This window comes from uncultured Tateyamaria sp. (assembly GCF_947503415.1).
In the GTDB taxonomy this organism is placed as follows: domain Bacteria; phylum Pseudomonadota; class Alphaproteobacteria; order Rhodobacterales; family Rhodobacteraceae; genus Tateyamaria.
The window spans coordinates 184,752-201,913 of the sequence record NZ_CANNDS010000002.1 but is presented as its reverse complement, the minus strand read 5'-3'; the positions used below and the strand labels follow the sequence as shown (position 1 = coordinate 201,913).

Below are 17,162 nucleotides of genomic sequence, written 5' to 3'. Positions count from 1 at the left end.
GCACATGTCGGGATTAACCGAACAAATCATCACCAATACTCGCGCAAAGCGAGCTTACGTTCAGCGCGCCATCCATTTCCAACCCGTGCAACTCCAAGTCGACAACTTCGTCCCGCAACCGGTCGGTAAAAAGCTTGTCGCGCGCCAAAAGGTTGGCGAGCGCCCGCACTGGATTGCTTGTCTGACGTGGGATGTCCCAAGTTGTCTGACGGGCGTCGAAAGCAAAGCGACGAAAGGCAGGTGTTGGCAAGAGCCATGTCGCGTGCCGCTTGTCCAAAAGCAATGGAGCAACCAATCGAGGCAAAAGGCGAAACCCCTCAGCAATGACCAAACGGTCCTTCGGCAGCGCCAACAGATCTTCAATGATGAGGTGGAAACCCTCACCCTCAAACCAGTGAAACGTTTCAAACATCTCTTGGGGTGTCCGGAGGACCCACCGTTCGTCCATTTCCAATCGTACAAAACGGGCGAGTTGTGGGCACTGGTGATCAGGGCAGCGATCAGCATGGTCGCGCATGACGGCGTCGGTGTCATAGATCACGGCGTCATGCGCGTCAGCCAACCTGCGCGCAATGGTCGACTTGGCCGCTCCGCTTCCACCGCCGATCCAACGAACATGCGACAAAGCCGTGGGAAGATCGTTTGATGGTGACATCTCTGACCGGGTAGCACAGACGCAGGTCGTTTCGGAATGTCCCTCTCGAATGTCTTCGCTGAAAGCGGACACTCGCGCGAGCGCAGCTTCGTCCCGCAGTCTTCCCGATCGCGCTCAGCGCTGCGAACGGCGCCAATCCCTGAATCGGGCTGTCGCTGCGGCGAATGCTACAGAAGAGCCCATAGTTGCAGAGGTTCCGCAGTGCAGCCAATGGCTGCTTAACCATTCTTCCTCAAGTTGGTCGTCCCTTGTTATTCAAGCGGTCAGACGGGCAAGAGCAACCTGGTTAGCCCTTCTGGACTGGGCGACCCTCGTTTTGAAGCAATTTCTTGAGAAATTCAGCCGCCCAGTTTTCTAGGTGGGTGTAGGTATTGCTTCTCGGATTAAGCGACCTGGCTTTTTTAATATCGTCTAGTGCGGCGTAAACCATAGCTTCATCTGCGTTGCGCTTCGCGAGGCTAAGAAGAATAGTTGCTCGCCTTTCAAAGTAATAAGAGCGCGGTCGTTCAGTTGTCAGCTCTATGGCTTTATCGACATCGGCCAGTGCACGTTCTGGAGCGTTGCGATCTCTCAGGTTCAAAACTGCGCGGTTTCCAAAGGCCGATGGTATGTCAGCCCCAGCGTCAATTACGAAGGTGAAGTCATAGTAAGCTTGTGTGCGGTGCGCGTTGATTGTGCCGTTTTCGTACAAATGGAGACCGCGAAAATATCTGGCTTGGGTTTTGTTTTCTGCAATCCGGACATGCTCGTTGCACGCAGCAATCTGTTGCTGATTGGAGAGTTTTATTCCCGATGGGTGCTCAACACCCTCAATACAGCCACGCACCGCGACGATTTCGGGTGTCACTTCATCCGGCGGCAGCAAAGCGGATCGATTGTCAGCTCCAGATGAGGATGGCGTTTGCGATAAAAGTATGATCCCGATGGCTGTCACCAGCACCACAGCCGCTGAGACGCGCAGAGTAGTCTTCGTCATTTCACTGCTCTCGTCCATAAAGTAGCCCCGTGCAGCTACAGAGACAAAATACCGCTGATTATGGCTAAAATGAGGAACCTCGGTCCAGTTTCACATGCAGAATTTCATAGGTTGGCAATGTCGCGATTTGAACACGCAGGCTGGCAAACAATTATGACATAGCGGACACTGGCGCAGCTGCAGCGAATTCACACTTCGTCCCGCACAGTCGCCAAGGGCGCTGCTGATCCAACGTCCGCTTCGGGCTGCTCCGGTCGACCGGTCAAACCGCGGGATGTCAGCTTTGAGCCCAAAGTTACTGATGCTGCGCTGCGAAGAAACGGCAGCTTTTGTGTTGCATGTAGTAACACCGGTCAGATGAACTTGGAGCACAGATCAATTTCACAGTGGCGCCTCAAAAAGATCACCTTCCACCTCCATCTGTAAAACATGCAACGCATTATTTACCTTCTGTCTTTCGTCAGCCCCTTCTTGCTCTTCGCGTCCGTCTTGATGATGGCAATCGGTGTCAAGGGCGATCCGATTAATCTGGCGCTCGCCGGCTACGGGCTGCTTGTCATGCTGGTATCAGCGGTGACCTTTCCACGCGCTGGTCACCCGTTGTTCGAGGCATTTGCGAACGCCAAGACAAGACTGGAAGACCGGGAGACCGCAAAAGCAATGACCCCTCAACCCGACATCAAAGCCAAAAGGCATGGGGAGAGAGCCAAAACGCTTGATAAGGAAACCAAAGAGATTGACGAGGAAACCGGCCTCGACATGCTGCGAAATCTGGTCGACGTGAATGTGGCCGCTCTCAATTTTGAAGCAAAGCCGCAGGCCTATCACCAGGGATGGAGCCGTCTCGATCTTGTGGTCGGACATGTTGATGCGCCCACCAGCTGGATCGGCGGAGTGCCGGAATTGCCCGATGACATCGCTTGGCCGGTCACGGATGGGAAGGCCGCGATGTTTCTGGCACAGATCGCTATCACTGACTTGCCGAAAAACATATTTGGCGGATTGGGCCCGAAAAGCGGATGGTTGCTGTTTTTCCTAGCGCCCGGTGACTGGGGGGGAATTCAGGTCATTCACATCGAACAACGGGGTGCGCCACGTGATTATCCCAATGGGGCGGTCATCGAGAAATACTTGCCTTACGGCATGAGCGATTTCATGCAGGCCCAGGGTCTTCCAAATGACGCCTACCGCCCGCCGAAGTTTGCTCTGACCGTGACCCCGACCCACGCAAATCCACCAAGCATTTTCCAGCGCCTCAAAGAGCGGGACGAGGTCTGGGACACGTATCGTGCATTGGATATCTCAGATCCCGAATTCGAGCGCTTTGCCGTCGGTCAAAGCCCAACGCATTTTCAGGTTCAAAAGCTGGCCCTGGACGCTTTTTTGACGAACCCTGGTGCACTTGCCCCAAGCATCCGCGAGGTGCTGGAACGCGTCTGGACGTTCGAAGCCTCTGTGGAGGCCGCGACAATGGGCAGCCCCGTCAATGACGAATTCGTCTATGACGTCGCGGAGGAGCCAGTTGCTCTTTTGCGGTTGCCAAGCTCGAATTTGCTGAGCTGGGCGTTTGGCGATGCATCCGTGCTCGGGGTATTCATCGCGCCAGACGACTTGACCGCGCGTCGGTGGGACAAGGCCTGGTTCAGCATAGCCGACTAGCGGATCCCTTGCATCTGGTAGCAATGTGCAAGATGCATGCCGCTCATGACGCGGGTCGCCATAAAGCTGTAAGCGAACTTTGCATTGAGTTGTCCGAAGGACAGCTCTGTCCGCAAAGCCTTCCTTGAGCCTGTCCCATCCATGACCTTCGGGTGGTGTCTCATCCTCTCTTTGGCAGCGCTTTACAGCAGCCCGGCACAGTCTACAGAATTTCCGTTCGGCACCGCACCCAGAACCACCAGCCCGCTGGGAGGGTCCCAGTGTTGGACCGGCGTCTACGGCTAGTTTCCGGTTTGGTCAGTGAGTTGAAGACGGGCCAGCTTTTGCTCACGTAGGGCAACCGCCAAAGGTTCGCTGCAACACGCAAGGATTACTGTGTTCGCGCAAGACCTCAGAGTGCCGCCATATTATGCCACGGAGGATGCGGATGGGTCTCCAAACCTTACCAAAGGGTTAAACACCCGCTGTAACCCTTTGATCTTATTATCGGTGGGTGCTGTCCCAGCGTGGGACGCGGGTTTCAGGACCGATGCGTGGGACGGGTATCGGGCAGCGAAATATTGGCCACCTGTTCCGCAATTGGATCGGTAGACAAAGGGTGCGTATCGGGGCTGAAACTCTCGGGATCCTGCATCTTCTGCCAGCGCCCGCCCAAGTACACCTCAAGCCCGGAAAACTTGGATTTGTAGCCCATTTTCTGGCTGCCCGGCACCCAATATCCCAGATAGACGTACGGCAGATTTGCCTCCTGAGCGATCTTGATATGATCCAGGATCATATAGGTGCCCAAAGACTGCCGCTGCATGTGCGGCGCATAGAAACTGTAGACCATGCTCAAGCCGTCGCTGAGAACATCCGTCAGGCTCACACCGGTCAGCTCACCGCCGGGCTGATCAATATACTCGATCACCCGACTGCGGATCGGCGTCTCCTCGATCATGGCCGCGAACTCGAACACGTCCATATCGGCCATGCCGCCATCGGCGTGCCGGCTGTCCAGATAATCCCGAAACAGCGCGTACTGATCCTCAGTCGCCCAGGGCGACGTCGCCCTGCGCTCCAGGGTCTCATTCCGCTTCATGGTGCGTTTCTGACTTTTGGACGGCTCGAACGCAGACACATCAATCCGTGCCGACAGGCAGGCCGAACAATCCGCACAGGATGGCCGGTACAGCACGTTTTGCGAGCGGCGAAAGCCCTGCTGGCTCAGACTGTCATTCAGCTTTTCCGCGTTCTCGCCTTGTAGGGCGGTGAACAACTTCCGCTCCATCCGCCCGTCAAGATACGGGCAGGGCTGTGGTGCAGTCACATAAAACTGCGGAGCAAGGGGAAGCGTGTGGCGCATGATGATCCAGAAGGAATTTGCGCAAATGATACCAGCGCTTTTCCCGCTGGCAAGTGCGTATCGAAGTCTCAGGCGCGGGCGCGCTTATTCAGGGCCGCCGTGCCGATCACCATGTCGGTCAAACCCTGTCCCCGGTTCGAGGTGGCCATCAGCACAATCGAGATCAGCTGCAATGGTGCGACGGCCCAGCTGATCGTGTAACCAAGCGTGTGCAGAAAGGCTTGTCCCAGGTCGAGCCGCGCACCCGACGCGTCACGAATTTCAATCGCCATCAGGCGCATGCCCCAGGTGGCCGAGCCTGTCGCCAGCGTGATCGTGCGGTACATGAAGCTGACAACCGCATAGAGACCCAAAAAGAAAAACAGCGCCAGAAAGGCCGTGAATGGCACGATGATCAGGCTGAACAAGGCGATGATGATCGTGTCGACAATCCAGGCCATGAACCGTTTGCCCGCAACATCGCGGTAAAACTGTGGCTGCGTGATGGGATCGGCGTGGTTCATTTCAGGCTCCGGAAAGGGAAAGGTCAGGCCCCGGACAGACCGGGGCCGGATAGGTCAGTCTTCGGACTTCGCGGCATTGGCACGTTCGTCCATGAACTGGTCGAACTCGGACTTGTCCTTTGCCTCGCGCAGACGCTCAAGAAACGCCTCGAAGTTGTGCTGCTCTTCTTCCAACCGACGCAGGGTGTCAGCCTTGTAGGCATCAAAGGCAGAGTTGCCGGTTGAGCGCATTGTTGTCATGGCACCGCCCATGCGGCGCGTCGTGCAGGATTTCGAGAACATTCGTTTGCTCCAGATCATGTACGCCAGAAGGGCAAGACCAACCGGCCAGAAGAAGATGAAACCGAGGACCATGGCCGCGATCCAGGCACCCTTGCCACGTTGGTCAAGCCAGCGTTCGGTCTTTGAAAACCAGTTGCCCGAGCTGTGTTGGGCGGGGGCAGTGGTGGACATGGACGTCATTTTCGTACCTTTCGCAAGATGCGGGGTCGGCGCCCCGGGCTATTTGTGGAACTGTATGTGAAGCCGTTTCACATTATATAGATTGGGGTCACAGGCCTGTGATGCAAGGTTTAATGTAAATCTTTTTCACATAAAATGACTTTATGACGTAAAATCAGCGTCTTGCGCGCCCGAAAATGTCCGAAGGTCCTTGGGTGCAGCACGAAAAACATGGTGCGGCGTACCGGCTGCAGCCCATATGACGTCAAAATCCATGAGACGCGGGTCGATATAGGCGTTGATCGGATTGAGGTGTCCGACCGGAGATACGCCGCCAATCGCAAAGCCTGTTTGCGCCCGGATCAATGCGGCATCGGCCTTGCCCAGAGGCTCACCTGCCACCTGAGTTGCCTTGTCTGCATCCACCTGATTGCCACCGGCTGTGATGAACAGGACGGCCAGGCCGCTCTCTTGCCCGCGAAAGATAATGGACTTCGCGATCTGATCTATTTCACACCCAATCGCATTGGCTGCATCCGCCGCAGTACGGGCAAGCGGCGTTTCCCTGATCTCTGTATCAATCCCAGCGGCATCAAGGGCCGCGCGCACACGTTTCAAACTCTTGCTCATGAGGCGGACCTTGTCCTGTGACTTAACCCTGTGCAAGGGCCATTGACGCTGGCGCACCAGCCTTTGATGCTAGCGCCATGCGCGTTGCTGATCATATCGTTCGACTGCCCAGACCCTTTGATCCTGAACGAGGGGAGGCGGCGGCCCAGACTGTATCTGATCTGGCGGGCGAGGTGCGCGCATTGGTCGTTGGCGCTGCGGGATGCAGTCCATATCTCGCTGGCCTCATTGAAAAAGAGGCGGAGTGGTTGCCGGGCGCGCTCGAAGACATGGAGGTCGCGCTGGCTGATGTGCTTGCTCTGCCAAAGGCCGGGATGTCCGACGTAAGGCCAGCATTGCGCCAAGCGAAGCGGCGGGTGGCCCTGCTGGCCGGGTTGGCCGATCTGGCAGGGGCGTGGGCACTGGAGGACGTCACACACGCGCTGACACAGCTTGCGGACATGGCCTGTGAAGTCGCTTTGTCCACGGCGGTGGATGAGCAAGTCCGGCGCGGGCGGTTGCCAAACAAAGACGTCGGTTTGTTCGTCCTCGCGATGGGCAAAATGGGCGCGTTCGAACTGAATTACTCGTCCGACATCGACTTGATTTGCCTGTTCGACGAAACCCGTTTTGATCCCGGCGACTATGTCACCATCCGGAAAGGGTGCGTGCGCGCCGTGCAGGACATGAGCAGGATCCTCAGTGATCTGACCGAGGATGGGTATGTGTTTCGAACCGACCTGCGTTTGCGCCCAGATCCGTCTGTCACACCGGTGGTTTTGTCCGTTGGCGCGGCCGAGCGGTATTACGAGAGCCTTGGGCGTACATGGGAACGCGCCGCCTATATAAAGGCCCGGCCATGCGCAGGCGATATTGCGGCGGGCGAGGCGTTTCTCAAGGAAATGCGGCCGTTCGTCTGGCGCAGGCATCTGGACTTTGCAGCAGTGCAGGATGCGCATGACATGCGTCTTGCCATTCGGGCCCACAAAGGGACGGGTGGTCCGATCACCTTGCCGGGCCATGACATGAAGCTGGGCCGCGGCGGCATTCGAGAGATCGAGTTCTTTACCCAGACCCGTCAGTTGATCGCCGGTGGTCGAGACACGGACTTGCGCGTGCGCGACACGGTCTCGGGCCTCAATATGTTGGCGTCCAAGGGCTGGGTGCCGGCGGCGACGGCCGAAACGCTGACGGACCATTACCGATTTGCCCGAACGGTCGAACACAGGGTTCAGATGTACCGCGACGCGCAAACCCACAAACTGCCCGGCAGTGACGAGGGGTTTGAACGGCTGGCTGCGATGATGGATACGGATCGTCCGTCACTTGAAGCGGATTTGAAGGAACGGCTGTCTGAGGTTCACGCCGAGACCGAAGGGTTTTTTGCACCTGACGCAAAGGCTGCCGAACCGCGCGCTGCATTGGACGATGCGATGCAGGCCCGGTGGCGGAGTTATCCGGCATTGCGCAGCGAGCGGGGCGCTGCGCTGTTTGACCGAATTGAGCCAATGCTTGTGTCGCGCCTGTCTTTGGCGACAAAGCCACAAGAGGCGCTGTCTGCCTTTGACGGCTTTCTTGCTGGCCTTCCGGCGGGGGTGCAGTTGTTTTCGTTGTTCGAGGCGAACCCGCAACTCGTGGACCTGCTGGTGGATATCGTTGGGACGTCTCCTGCGTTGGCCCACTATCTGTCACGCAATGCCAGCGTGCTGGATGCCGTGATCGGCGGAAGTTTCTTTGACGAGTGGCCAGGGTGCAGTGCGTTGACCAAACTGGCCAAGGCCCGTCTGGACACCGAACCGGATTACGAGGCGAAGCTGGATGCCATCCGATCCTGGGCAAAGGAATGGCATTTTCGCATCGGTGTTCATCACCTGCGCCAACTGACCACCGCAACCGAAGCGGGCAGGCAGTACAGTGATCTTGCCCGCGCTGGCGTGGCGGCCCTATGGCCCGCAGTGCAGGAACACTTTGCAAAGCGTCACGGACCGCCACCCGGACGTGGTGGCGTCATTTTGGGAATGGGCAGCCTTGGGGCAGGGCATCTGACGCCGCAATCTGATCTTGATCTGATCGTGATTTATGATCCCAGTGATGCCGACTGCTCGGACGGGGCGCGCCCGCTGACCGTTGGGGCCTACTACGCGCGCTTGACCCAAGCGATGATCACCGCCGTCACGGCGCAAACAGCACAGGGGCGTCTGTACGAAGCTGACATGCGTCTGAGACCTTCGGGCAATCAGGGGCCTGTGGCAACGGGGTGGTCTTCGTTTCAACGGTATCAGAAGGAAGATGCATGGTTGTGGGAACACCTGGCCCTTGTGCGGGCAACCGTTGTTGCGGGCCCTGACGCGCTGGCACGGGATGTAGAGGAATTTCGGCAGGCCATCATCCAACAGCCACGAAACGCGGGTGCGGTCCTGAGGGAATTGGCGGACATGCGGACGCGGATCGCTGCGGCCAAGCAACCCGCCTCGATCTGGGATCCCAAGATCGGGGCGGGCCGCCTGCAGGATATCGAGCTTCTGGCCCAGGCCGGTGCGGTCTTGACCGGAGAAATACGGGCCGGGGTGCGGCATGGACTGGATGCATGTGTCGCGGCGGGCATCTTGAACGACGTGGATGCACAACATCTTGCAGACACGCATGCGCTACTTTGGGCCGTGCAGATCGCGTCGCGATTGCTCAGCACCAGTGCCGTGGATCTGGACACCCTCGGGAGCGGCGGTCAGGACGTGCTGTTGCGCGCGGTTGGTCGAAACACGCGGGCCGAGGCCGAAGCCCATCTGGCCGAGACAATTGACAGGGCCGCACGGCTGATAGATGCGGCGACAAAAGGCGGTGAACAGGGCTGATGCGCAAAGGCGACGAACAAGACCCCAAAGGCTTGATCTTTGAGGCGTATCGCATTGACGGGATCACCCCCGCCGAATGCCGGACGATTTTTCTGGATTGGGCGCTCAGCGTGCCTGGCACCCGGGTGCCAGCGGACCAGATTGCCGCCTTGCTGTCCCGCTATGAACGGGATCACCCCGATCATCCGATGACGCAAACGCTGCGCGAGGGGCGCGAAACCATTGCGCAACCGCGCAGGCGCGGTGGCTGGCGCAGTCGACGTCGCGACGCGTGAGATTGTTGTTCTCTGCATAACAATCCTTCATTTGCACCAAATTTGTCTAACTTTTGCCCAAGTTCGCCTTCAGATTGATCTTCGAACACAACAAAAGCGCGGAGTGTCTGCGCTGATCGGAGACCGAGATGAAACGTTTGAAGCTTGTAGCGCTGTTGGTGATGGGGGGCTTGGTGTCCGCCTGTGCAAACACGAATATCGCGTCGCGCAACGTTCCCTTTGAAGCACCTGCCTTGCCGAGCGCCGCAGCGCCGGCAATCGAGACGACGGGTCTGGTTGTGCCATTGACCGATGTGCGCGTCGAAAGCGTGACGGTGCGTGTTCCGCGCAGCCTGTCGGTGTCCGAAGCCAACCGCTATCTTCCCTCAAGCGATATCGTGTGGCGCGAGGACCCCATCGGTGACCGTCATGCACAGGTCGCAACGATTTTTGACAGCGCGATGCGTCTGGGCACTGACCCGCTTGAAGGTGCCGTGCCGGTGGCCCTTGATGTCAAGGTTCTGCGCTTTCACGCATTGACCGAAAAAGCGCGTTACACCGTCGGTGGTGTGCACAATATCAACTTCGAATTGTCGCTGCGCAATCCTGAAACGGGTGTGCTGTTGACCGAACCCCGCGTCGTGCGTGCCGATCTTGCCGCCTTTGGTGGTCAGCAGGCCCTGCAAGCCGAAGCGCGTGGCCAGACCCAGAAGGTGCGCATCACCAACCACTTGGCCGAAGTCATTCGTCAGGAACTGACGACCGTGGAAGGGTTCCAGAACCCGCAACTGGGCTTCATCCAGGCCATGAACCAAATCTGACCTTTCCCACACCGGTTGATGGGATTAGAGGAGGGCGCTATGACAGCGCCCTCTTTTCCGTCCGATCGCCCAAAACTTCGCATGCGTCCCAAGATGGACCCGCGCCGCATACGCCACGGGTTTCCGTGGGTGTACGCCAACGAACTTGTGCTTGATCGGCGGACCAAGGCCTTGGCTCCTGGAACACTTGCTGTTCTCGAAGATGACAATCGCGCGCCCTTGGGCCTTGTTGCGGTGAACACGGCATCGAAAATTGCGGGCCGGATGGTAGACCGGGACCCCGCGGCCAATATTGATCAAGCGTGGTTCGAGGCGCGTATCGCCCGCGCGTTGGCGCTGCGCGAAACGCTGTTCAATGCCCCATTTTACAGACTGATCCATGCGGAAGCCGACGGATTTCCGGGTGTCATCATTGACCGTTTTGGCGACACGGCAGTGATCCAACCGAACGCCGCATGGGCGGATGCGCGTCTGGGTGATTTGACCGCCGCCCTCCAGAATGTTGTCGGTATCAAGACCTTGATCAAGAACGCCAGTGGTCGCACGCGCGCGCTGGAAGGGTTGGATGATCAAGGCGCGGTCTTTGTGGGAGAAATGCCGCAAGATCCTATTCCTGTGCCAATGAATGGTGCCATCTACATGGCGGATGTCGCGGGCGGGCAGAAGACCGGCTTGTTCTTCGATCAACGTCCCAACCATGTCTTTGCACAATCTGTCGCGACGGGTGCGCGGGTCCTGGACGTGTTTTCGCATGTGGGTGGTTTTGGATTGGCGGCCCTTGCCGGAGGCGCTGCATCCACGCTGTGTGTCGATGGATCGGCAACGGCGCTTGGACTGGCGCAAGACGGGGCGGATGCGATGGGTGCGTCCGATCGGTTCGCAACCCGGCAAGGCGACGCGTTTGACGTATTGGCGGAACTGCAGGCGGAAGGTGCCCAATTTGATATGGTGATCTGTGATCCGCCTGCCTTCGCCCCGGCGAAACCGGCGCTTGATGCAGGGCTACGTGCATATGAACGCATTGCGCGGTTGGCCGCACCATTGGTCGTTGACGGCGGCATCCTTGGGCTATGCAGCTGCTCGCACGCGGCGGATCTTGCCAAGTTTCGCGCGGCGTCGGTGCGCGGCATGGGGCGGGCAGGGCGGTCGCCGGTGCTTTTGCACACGGGGTTTGCCGGACCGGATCATCCGCAGCTGCCTCAACTGGCGGAAAGCGGGTACCTCAAGGCGTTGTTCTTCCGCGTATGAAGGTCCTGATCGACGCAAATGTCCTCTATCCGACCGTGATGCGCGAGGTTGTGCTGGGCGTGGCCGCAGCAGGGCTGTTCGAACCCCAATGGTCGCCTCGTATCCTCGAAGAATGGGCGCGCGCCGCGGCACGTCTGGGGGCAGAAGGGGAAGCGCAGGCCCGCGGCGAAATCGTGATGCTCGGCACGCGTTGGCCACGTGCGAGCGTGCAGCATCCGCCAGAACTGGAACACCGTCTATGGTTGCCGGACCCTGCGGACGTGCATGTTTTGGCCGCTGCCATTGCCGGGTCCTCTGATGTTGTTCTCACGTCAAATGCCAAGGACTTTCCACGCAACATACTTGCCGAAGAGGGACTGTCGCGCGCGGATCCAGACGGGTTTCTGTTGGGTTGCTTTGAGGCGCAACCGGACGCGGTCAACAACGCCGCTCAAGGCGTGCTGGCAGAAGCACGGCGCCTGTCGGGGCAGGATTGGAACATGCGCGGATTGATGAAAAAGGCGCGTCTTCCACGGTTGGGGAAAGCGCTGGAGCGGGCCGCCATCTAGGGCCTTGCACCTTATTTGACGGGCAGGGTTTTCCACTTCGTGTCGAGCGCTTCAAGCGCCTTGATCCGTTCGTGCGTTTTGGGATGGCTCATCAGCCATGCGGGAACGGCACCCGAATTGGACTTGGTCAACGCTTCGAGTTTCTGGAACAGGGAAATCTGTGGCCCGATCCCGATCCCGGCCTTGGTCAAAAGTGCTGCGGCATAAGCGTCTGCTTCATATTCATCGCTGCGCGACAGGCGCGCGGCCAGCAGCGTTGTCAATCCGTTGGCGATCAGGACACCGATGCCGGGAATGAAGCGGGACAAGACCATGGCGAGGGCCGTGCGCAGGGCGTTCTGGCCGGAAAAGTCGATCATCCGACGGCGGCTGTGACCCAATGCGACGTGGCCCAATTCGTGCGCAATCACGCTTGCCATCTCGGACGCAGATACGGCGCCCTGCCGGAACTTGTTGTAGAACCCGCGTGTGATGAAAATCCGTCCGTCGGGCGCTGCGAGCCCGTTGACCGGATCGATCTCGTAGATGTGGACTTTGATCCGGTCCAGATCCAGCGCAGCCGCCATCTGGTCGCACATCTGGCGCAGCATCGGGTCGGCCAGTTCTGTTGATTTTTCATCCAGCTCGCGCGCTGTGCGCCACACGGAAAAGCGGTACATCGCCAGCCCATAGAGCAGGGCGAGGAGGATGGGCATAAACTTGATCATGCCAGTGATATGGGGCCGATTTCAGGCATCGGCAAGCGCGATCATGGATCCCAGCAGACAGGAACCGTCAGCGGGCCGCGAAAGGCCCATCCGGCGAAGGGTGCATCCCCTGTCAATTGCAGGTCCGGTAACTGGTCAAACAGCATGGGCAGCGCATGACCTGCGATAAGGCTGCGTGACGCCGCTGCCCCTGCGCAAAAATGGGGTCCTGCGCCAAAGGGGATGGCGGGGCCGGTGTCGCGCGTCAGGTCAAACCTGTCGGGGTTTGTGAAATGCGCGGCGTCGCGGCAGGCCGAGCCGAACATGAAGAAGATCAATTCGTTTTCTTCGAAGGTGACGCCACAGGCGTCGTCTGTGCGCGCGACCCGGCGTGGGGACATCCCGATCGGGGCCACGAGCCGCACATATTCATCAAAGGCGTTTTGCCATGTTGCTGTGCCGTTGCGGATCAGTTGGTGCTGATCGGAGTGGGTCAGCAGCGCCCAGACGGTGCCTGCAATCGCATCGCGCGGTTCGTTCTGGCCGCCGCCGATGATGACGCGGACGTTGCCTGCGATTTCGTCCAGAGTCAGGCCACCTTGATCAAGCACGGATATGATTGAAAGATCGGGTTTGGCGCGCAGCTCAGGTAGCTTGTCCTTGATGAGTTCCAAAACCCGGTCCGCGTATCCATAGCCAAGCGCGTCTACGTCCGGGTCCCGCTGATAGTTGGCGGCGGCGTCCAACATGGCTTGGCTTGCGGCGTCCATTTCTGCCGCGTCCATGTTGGTCAGACCGGTCATCAGCCGCAATGCATCAGCGGAGACTGGCATGGCGAACTCGGTCACCAGATCACAGCTTCCTTGTGGCTTCAGGCGGTCGATATGTTCTTGCACGATGCTTTGGAATTGCGGGGCCAGCACATCGCGCACAGTGCGTGGGCTGAGAGCGGGAAATAGCGCCTTGCGCTCGCGCATATGGGCATCGCCGTCCTTGCGCATCAGGTTCTCGCCCATGATTTTGGTCAGTAATCCGTTCGGTTGGTGGCTTGAGAACAGATCAACGCGTTTTTCTTCACGGAACACATCGTCTCGGCGGGTAAACAAGGTGGCGCCAAGTTCAGGCACAAAGCACACGGGCGTGTCGGCCCGCATCGCCGCCAGCGTCGGGTACGGATCGGCGTGGAATGCGGCAGGGTCGATGTGAACGGTGGGGGCTGTAGACATGTACCAATGCTACGCGATGGTTTTGTAACCAAAAAGGGTCAGCGCGTCAGGGCGCGCATGCCTCGGCTCAATCCTTCGAGGGTCATGGGGACCATGGCATCTGCGCCAAAGATCTCCTGAATCATGCTGATGGAATGGGTGTAGGGCCAATATTTCTCGGGCACCGGGTTGATCCAGAGGTTTGATGACCACTGATCGCGGGCGCGTTGCAGCCAGACCTGACCCGCTTCCTGGTTCCAATGCTCATTGGCCCCACCGGGGTACGCGATTTCGTAGGGCGACATGCTGGCGTCGCCCACGAAGATACACTTGTAGTCAGGTCCATAGGTGCGCAGAATTTCATGCGTGGGCGTTTGGGCATCCCAACGGCGGCGGTTGTCGCGCCACACACCTTCATAGAGGCAATTGTGAAAGTAGAAATGTTCGAGATGCTTGAACTCGGACTTCGCGGCCGAAAACAGCTCCTCCACAATCTTCACATGCGGGTCCATTGATCCGCCGATGTCGAGAAACAGTAGCACCTTGACCGCATTGCGCCGTTCTGGCCGCGTTTTCACATCGAGGTAGCCGTGTTCCGCCGTGGCACGGATGGTGCCGTTCAGGTCCAGTTCTTCTGCTGCGCCATCGCGGGCCCAGCGGCGCAGGCGTTTCAGGGCCACTTTGATGTTGCGCGTGCCCAGCTCAACCGTGTCGTCGAGGTTCTTGAACTCGCGCTTGTCCCAGACCTTGACCGCGCGCTGGTGGCGGCTTTCTTTCTGGCCGATGCGGACACCTTCGGGGTTGTAGCCATAGGCCCCAAAAGGAGATGTGCCAGCGGTGCCAACCCACTTGTTGCCGCCCTGATGGCGACCTTTCTGTTCTTCAAGCCGTTTCTTGAGCGTTTCCATCAGCTTGTCGAAGCCTCCCAGGGCTTCGATCTCTTTGCGCTCGTCCTCGGACAAGTGCTTTTCGGCCAGCTTTTCCAGCCAATCCTGCGGGATGTCCACAGCCTCCAGCACCTGATCAATGCTGATCTGTTCCAGCCCTTCGAAGGCGGCAGCAAAGGCGCGGTCGAACTTGTCGATGTTACGCTCGTCCTTCACCATCGCGACACGGGCGAGATAGTAGAACGCCTCGACATCATAGGTGGCCAGCCCCGCCTTCATGCCTTCGAGAAAGACAAGGAATTCGCGCAAGCTGACGGGCACGCCGTTCTTCCGCAGGCTTTCGAAGAAGGGCAGGAACATGTCAGCCCCGCATGGCGCGGTCGATGAGGACGGTGGCGATCATGCCCACGATAACAAAGGCCAGTGCGTAGCCTGCCGCGTATTGCAGGATGTCGAGCCGGTTGCCGTTCCGCTTTCGTGCCGTGTATCCGCCGATCAGTGCGCCAAGGATGGCTGCCACGATAACGATCATTTGCCTTGCCTCTCAATACGTTGGGGCGGCAAGTTCACCCTTTGAGGGGGCTCAGCGACGAAATCTCGCGCAGCTTGGCCCGTACCGCCCAATCAGAGCCAAATCCGTAGCGCGCCCACCCAAGGCTGTCCAGTCTGACCATGCGTGCCTCGGCTGTGCGGCCTTGAAGATCAAGCGCTTCGGCGCGCAGCAGCAGCAGGGTCGACAGCAGGGCTGCGTTTTCGTTGCGGGCGGCGCGGTCGATATGCGGGGCGAGGGTGATCAGGGCAGTGTCGCCGTCACCACGGCTGATGGCATAGGCGGCCAATTGTGTGGCGACGTAGGCGCGGTGCAGGTCAGCCCCGGGTGTGGCGGCATAGAACTGGTCCGCCGCGCGGAAGTGCGATTGCGCCGATTGCGGATCGCTCGCCAACAAAAGCCGACCGTTGGCGTAGTGAGCAAATGCACGGCGGTGATCGCGCCAGCCCATGGCCTGGGCGATGTCGAGGGCGCGTTCTGCCGCTTCCCGGCGTTGCGATGCGTTGGCGCCGGGGCCAAGCGCAGTCTGAACGGCCTGGCTCCACGCGCGTGGTGTGCGGGTTGCGAATTTGGCGGGCAGGTTTTCACCGGTGGGATTGATGCGGGCAAAGATTTGCGGAAGGCGCTGTGCCACCTCGCCACGGCTCATACCTGAGCGCAGCTCGGGCGCGTAGTAGGCCCGCAGCATCAGCATATCAAAGCCGGTCAGAACAGTGTGCACATTGTCGTCGTTGAACACGCTGTCGGGCAGGCGGTAGAGGTCGTTGAGCGGGCCGATGGCTTGGGCCAGTTCCTCATGCAGGCAGTCGCGCACCTCTTGTGGGCTGGCATCATTGGGCAGGAAAATGGCCAGCTGCTTGCGGGTGCGCAGGTTGCTCCAGCTGGTGCGGGGCGTGCGGCGATTGGATTTGTATTCCGAAATGGTGGTGATGTTGGGCACCACGAAACACGCGGCGTGGGGCAGCGCCTTACGGATCTCTTTGCGCGACACTGCTTCGATCGTGATGTTCGCGTTGCTGCTGGGCGCCGCCTCGTAAATGTCGATCTGTGCCTCGGTCCTCAGACGGTGCATGAGGCGGCGCAGGTCGGTGCCAAGGGATGCGGGGGGCTTACCGGTCACGCGGACGGAAATGGGCCCTTCAAAGCGTGTGAATACGGGCAGCTCACGGCCTGATTCCAGTTGGAAACTCAGTTCGATAAAGTCGAGCGACAGGTCGTTGTTGGACCTGATCGGTTGTTCGGGACGGGGCGCGCCAAAGGTCTTCATAGGTGGCAGATCGCTGTCTTGTTGCAGCGCGCGGGTGGGCGTGTCGCCGGGTGTGACGGGCACACAGGCGTTAAGCGCAAGAACGAGGGGCAGGACAAAGCGGCGCATCTGGGTCATCCCCGGTCGTACTTGATGAAGGGGGTCAGACGGCCGATCCGGTCGTAGAGTTTGCGGGCTTCGGTGTTGAAATGCTGGGTTGTCCAGTAGACGGACGGGGCGCCAGCGGCATCTGCGGCGGCATAGACCCCTTCGATCAGGGCGCGGCCAATGCCGCGGCCCCGCACGGTTGGATCGGCATAGAGGTCCTGCAGGTAGCAGACATTTTCGACGCTCCAGCCATGGCGGTGAAACAGGTAATGCGTCAGGCCAACCAGCCTGCCATCCAGCTCTGCCACGAGACAATTGTAGTCTTGCGGGTCGTCACCAAGCAGGCGCGCGAAATATGTATCGAAGATGTCTTGCGGACGTGCGGTTTCATAAAAGGCGAGATAAGCCGCCCAAAGCGTGTCCCACGCCGGACGATCCGACGCCTGCAAAGGGCGCACAATAAGTGCGTCTGAACCGGTCATATATACTGCCTGCCTGCCTTTTAGCATTTTGGATGCGGGCGTTTTCGCCTCTCATCACAGTCAACGTATGGAGCATTTCCGGCAAAA

At 59.1% G+C, this 17,162-nt stretch carries 18 protein-coding genes; 6 read left to right on the top strand and 12 right to left on the bottom strand.

Annotation, left to right across the window (positions count from 1 at the left end):
* Positions 1–13: 13 nt before the first annotated feature.
* Together Q1A32_RS12110 and Q1A32_RS12105 are read right to left on the bottom strand one after the other, a co-directional pair.
* Complete coding sequence (locus tag Q1A32_RS12110; protein ID WP_299653446.1) at positions 14–655, bottom strand: hypothetical protein; 642 nt, start codon at positions 653–655, stop codon at positions 14–16.
* Between the two features lie 286 nt (positions 656–941).
* On the bottom strand, positions 942–1,649 hold the full coding sequence (locus Q1A32_RS12105; RefSeq protein ID WP_299653443.1) for a hypothetical protein: 708 nt from the start codon (positions 1,647–1,649) through the stop codon (positions 942–944).
* A gap of 411 nt (positions 1,650–2,060) precedes the next feature.
* Here Q1A32_RS12105 and Q1A32_RS12100 point away from each other — a divergent pair, with 411 nt between their 5' ends.
* Complete coding sequence (locus Q1A32_RS12100; protein WP_299653440.1) at positions 2,061–3,290, top strand: DUF1963 domain-containing protein; 1,230 nt, start codon at positions 2,061–2,063, stop codon at positions 3,288–3,290.
* 520 nt (positions 3,291–3,810) lie between these two features.
* On the opposite strand, the gene Q1A32_RS12095 is transcribed toward Q1A32_RS12100, so the two are convergent.
* The 4 genes from Q1A32_RS12095 to Q1A32_RS12080 form a co-directional block, all read right to left on the bottom strand.
* Positions 3,811–4,635, bottom strand: a complete 825-nt coding sequence (locus Q1A32_RS12095) for an arginyltransferase (protein WP_299653436.1) — start codon at positions 4,633–4,635, stop codon at positions 3,811–3,813.
* A gap of 68 nt (positions 4,636–4,703) precedes the next feature.
* The gene (locus tag Q1A32_RS12090) at positions 4,704–5,138 is read right to left on the bottom strand and encodes an RDD family protein (protein ID WP_299614367.1); all 435 of its coding nucleotides are present in this window, start codon (positions 5,136–5,138) and stop codon (positions 4,704–4,706) included.
* Between the two features lie 54 nt (positions 5,139–5,192).
* Positions 5,193–5,600: a DUF2852 domain-containing protein gene (locus Q1A32_RS12085; protein ID WP_299614368.1), complete on the bottom strand. Its 408-nt coding sequence runs from the start codon at positions 5,598–5,600 to the stop codon at positions 5,193–5,195.
* Positions 5,601–5,741: 141 nt separating this feature from the next.
* Entirely contained in the window at positions 5,742–6,209 is a 468-nt protein-coding gene (locus tag Q1A32_RS12080) for a YbaK/EbsC family protein (protein ID WP_299614369.1), read from the bottom strand.
* A gap of 77 nt (positions 6,210–6,286) precedes the next feature.
* Between Q1A32_RS12080 and Q1A32_RS12075 the strand changes: the two genes are divergently transcribed.
* The 5 genes from Q1A32_RS12075 to Q1A32_RS12055 all read left to right on the top strand — a co-directional run bounded on the left by Q1A32_RS12075 (position 6,287) and on the right by Q1A32_RS12055 (position 11,911).
* Positions 6,287–9,040: a glutamine-synthetase adenylyltransferase gene (locus Q1A32_RS12075; RefSeq protein ID WP_299653433.1), complete on the top strand. Its 2,754-nt coding sequence runs from the start codon at positions 6,287–6,289 to the stop codon at positions 9,038–9,040.
* Positions 9,040–9,315 carry a hypothetical protein gene (locus tag Q1A32_RS12070; RefSeq protein WP_299614371.1) on the top strand — a complete coding sequence of 92 codons (276 nt, stop codon included), beginning with the start codon at positions 9,040–9,042 and terminating at the stop codon, positions 9,313–9,315. The genes Q1A32_RS12075 and Q1A32_RS12070 overlap by 1 nt, the downstream gene beginning before the upstream one ends.
* Positions 9,316–9,443: 128 nt before the next feature.
* Positions 9,444–10,115 carry a DUF6778 family protein gene (locus Q1A32_RS12065; protein ID WP_299614372.1) on the top strand — a complete coding sequence of 224 codons (672 nt, stop codon included), beginning with the start codon at positions 9,444–9,446 and terminating at the stop codon, positions 10,113–10,115.
* Positions 10,116–10,154: 39 nt separating this feature from the next.
* Positions 10,155–11,363, top strand: coding sequence for an RSP_2647 family RNA methyltransferase (locus Q1A32_RS12060; RefSeq protein ID WP_299653430.1), 1,209 nt, complete (start codon positions 10,155–10,157; stop codon positions 11,361–11,363).
* Positions 11,360–11,911: an RSP_2648 family PIN domain-containing protein gene (locus Q1A32_RS12055; RefSeq protein WP_299653427.1), complete on the top strand. Its 552-nt coding sequence runs from the start codon at positions 11,360–11,362 to the stop codon at positions 11,909–11,911. Before Q1A32_RS12060 ends, Q1A32_RS12055 begins: the two co-directional genes overlap by 4 nt.
* Before the next feature lie 11 nt (positions 11,912–11,922).
* On the opposite strand, the gene Q1A32_RS12050 is transcribed toward Q1A32_RS12055, so the two are convergent.
* From Q1A32_RS12050 to Q1A32_RS12025, 6 genes are read right to left on the bottom strand one after another with little or no spacing between them, the layout of a single operon-like run.
* A complete protein-coding gene (locus tag Q1A32_RS12050) occupies positions 11,923–12,618 on the bottom strand; it encodes a M48 family metalloprotease (RefSeq protein WP_299614375.1) in 696 nt (231 codons plus the stop codon).
* Positions 12,619–12,659: 41 nt separating this feature from the next.
* On the bottom strand, positions 12,660–13,823 hold the full coding sequence (locus tag Q1A32_RS12045; RefSeq protein ID WP_299653424.1) for a cytochrome P450: 1,164 nt from the start codon (positions 13,821–13,823) through the stop codon (positions 12,660–12,662).
* Between the two features lie 38 nt (positions 13,824–13,861).
* Positions 13,862–15,049, bottom strand: coding sequence for a VWA domain-containing protein (locus tag Q1A32_RS12040; RefSeq protein WP_299653422.1), 1,188 nt, complete (start codon positions 15,047–15,049; stop codon positions 13,862–13,864).
* 1 nt (position 15,050) lies between these two features.
* On the bottom strand, positions 15,051–15,221 hold the full coding sequence (locus Q1A32_RS12035) for an apolipoprotein acyltransferase (protein WP_299614379.1): 171 nt from the start codon (positions 15,219–15,221) through the stop codon (positions 15,051–15,053).
* Positions 15,222–15,255: 34 nt separating this feature from the next.
* A complete protein-coding gene (locus Q1A32_RS12030; RefSeq protein WP_299655575.1) occupies positions 15,256–16,614 on the bottom strand; it encodes a DUF2927 domain-containing protein in 1,359 nt (452 codons plus the stop codon).
* Positions 16,615–16,619: 5 nt separating this feature from the next.
* Positions 16,620–17,075, bottom strand: coding sequence for a GNAT family N-acetyltransferase (locus Q1A32_RS12025; protein ID WP_299653420.1), 456 nt, complete (start codon positions 17,073–17,075; stop codon positions 16,620–16,622).
* Positions 17,076–17,162: the final 87 nt, after the last annotated feature.

Excerpts from the sequence above, each read along its gene's own strand:
- Q1A32_RS12110 (WP_299653446.1), bottom strand. The coding sequence starts at position 655 with ATGTCACCATCAAACGATCTTCCCACGGCTTTGTCGCATGTTCGTTGG.
- Q1A32_RS12105 (WP_299653443.1), bottom strand. The coding sequence starts at position 1,649 with ATGGACGAGAGCAGTGAAATGACGAAGACTACTCTGCGCGTCTCAGCG.
- Q1A32_RS12100 (WP_299653440.1), top strand. The coding sequence starts at position 2,061 with ATGCAACGCATTATTTACCTTCTGTCTTTCGTCAGCCCCTTCTTGCTC.
- Q1A32_RS12095 (WP_299653436.1), bottom strand. The coding sequence starts at position 4,635 with ATGCGCCACACGCTTCCCCTTGCTCCGCAGTTTTATGTGACTGCACCA.
- Q1A32_RS12090 (WP_299614367.1), bottom strand. The coding sequence starts at position 5,138 with ATGAACCACGCCGATCCCATCACGCAGCCACAGTTTTACCGCGATGTT.
- Q1A32_RS12085 (WP_299614368.1), bottom strand. The coding sequence starts at position 5,600 with ATGACGTCCATGTCCACCACTGCCCCCGCCCAACACAGCTCGGGCAAC.
- Q1A32_RS12080 (WP_299614369.1), bottom strand. The coding sequence starts at position 6,209 with ATGAGCAAGAGTTTGAAACGTGTGCGCGCGGCCCTTGATGCCGCTGGG.
- Q1A32_RS12075 (WP_299653433.1), top strand. The coding sequence starts at position 6,287 with ATGCGCGTTGCTGATCATATCGTTCGACTGCCCAGACCCTTTGATCCT.
- Q1A32_RS12070 (WP_299614371.1), top strand. The coding sequence starts at position 9,040 with ATGCGCAAAGGCGACGAACAAGACCCCAAAGGCTTGATCTTTGAGGCG.
- Q1A32_RS12065 (WP_299614372.1), top strand. The coding sequence starts at position 9,444 with ATGAAACGTTTGAAGCTTGTAGCGCTGTTGGTGATGGGGGGCTTGGTG.
- Q1A32_RS12060 (WP_299653430.1), top strand. The coding sequence starts at position 10,155 with ATGACAGCGCCCTCTTTTCCGTCCGATCGCCCAAAACTTCGCATGCGT.
- Q1A32_RS12055 (WP_299653427.1), top strand. The coding sequence starts at position 11,360 with ATGAAGGTCCTGATCGACGCAAATGTCCTCTATCCGACCGTGATGCGC.
- Q1A32_RS12050 (WP_299614375.1), bottom strand. The coding sequence starts at position 12,618 with ATGATCAAGTTTATGCCCATCCTCCTCGCCCTGCTCTATGGGCTGGCG.
- Q1A32_RS12045 (WP_299653424.1), bottom strand. The coding sequence starts at position 13,823 with ATGTCTACAGCCCCCACCGTTCACATCGACCCTGCCGCATTCCACGCC.
- Q1A32_RS12040 (WP_299653422.1), bottom strand. The coding sequence starts at position 15,049 with ATGTTCCTGCCCTTCTTCGAAAGCCTGCGGAAGAACGGCGTGCCCGTC.
- Q1A32_RS12035 (WP_299614379.1), bottom strand. The coding sequence starts at position 15,221 with ATGATCGTTATCGTGGCAGCCATCCTTGGCGCACTGATCGGCGGATAC.
- Q1A32_RS12030 (WP_299655575.1), bottom strand. The coding sequence starts at position 16,614 with ATGCGCCGCTTTGTCCTGCCCCTCGTTCTTGCGCTTAACGCCTGTGTG.
- Q1A32_RS12025 (WP_299653420.1), bottom strand. The coding sequence starts at position 17,075 with ATGACCGGTTCAGACGCACTTATTGTGCGCCCTTTGCAGGCGTCGGAT.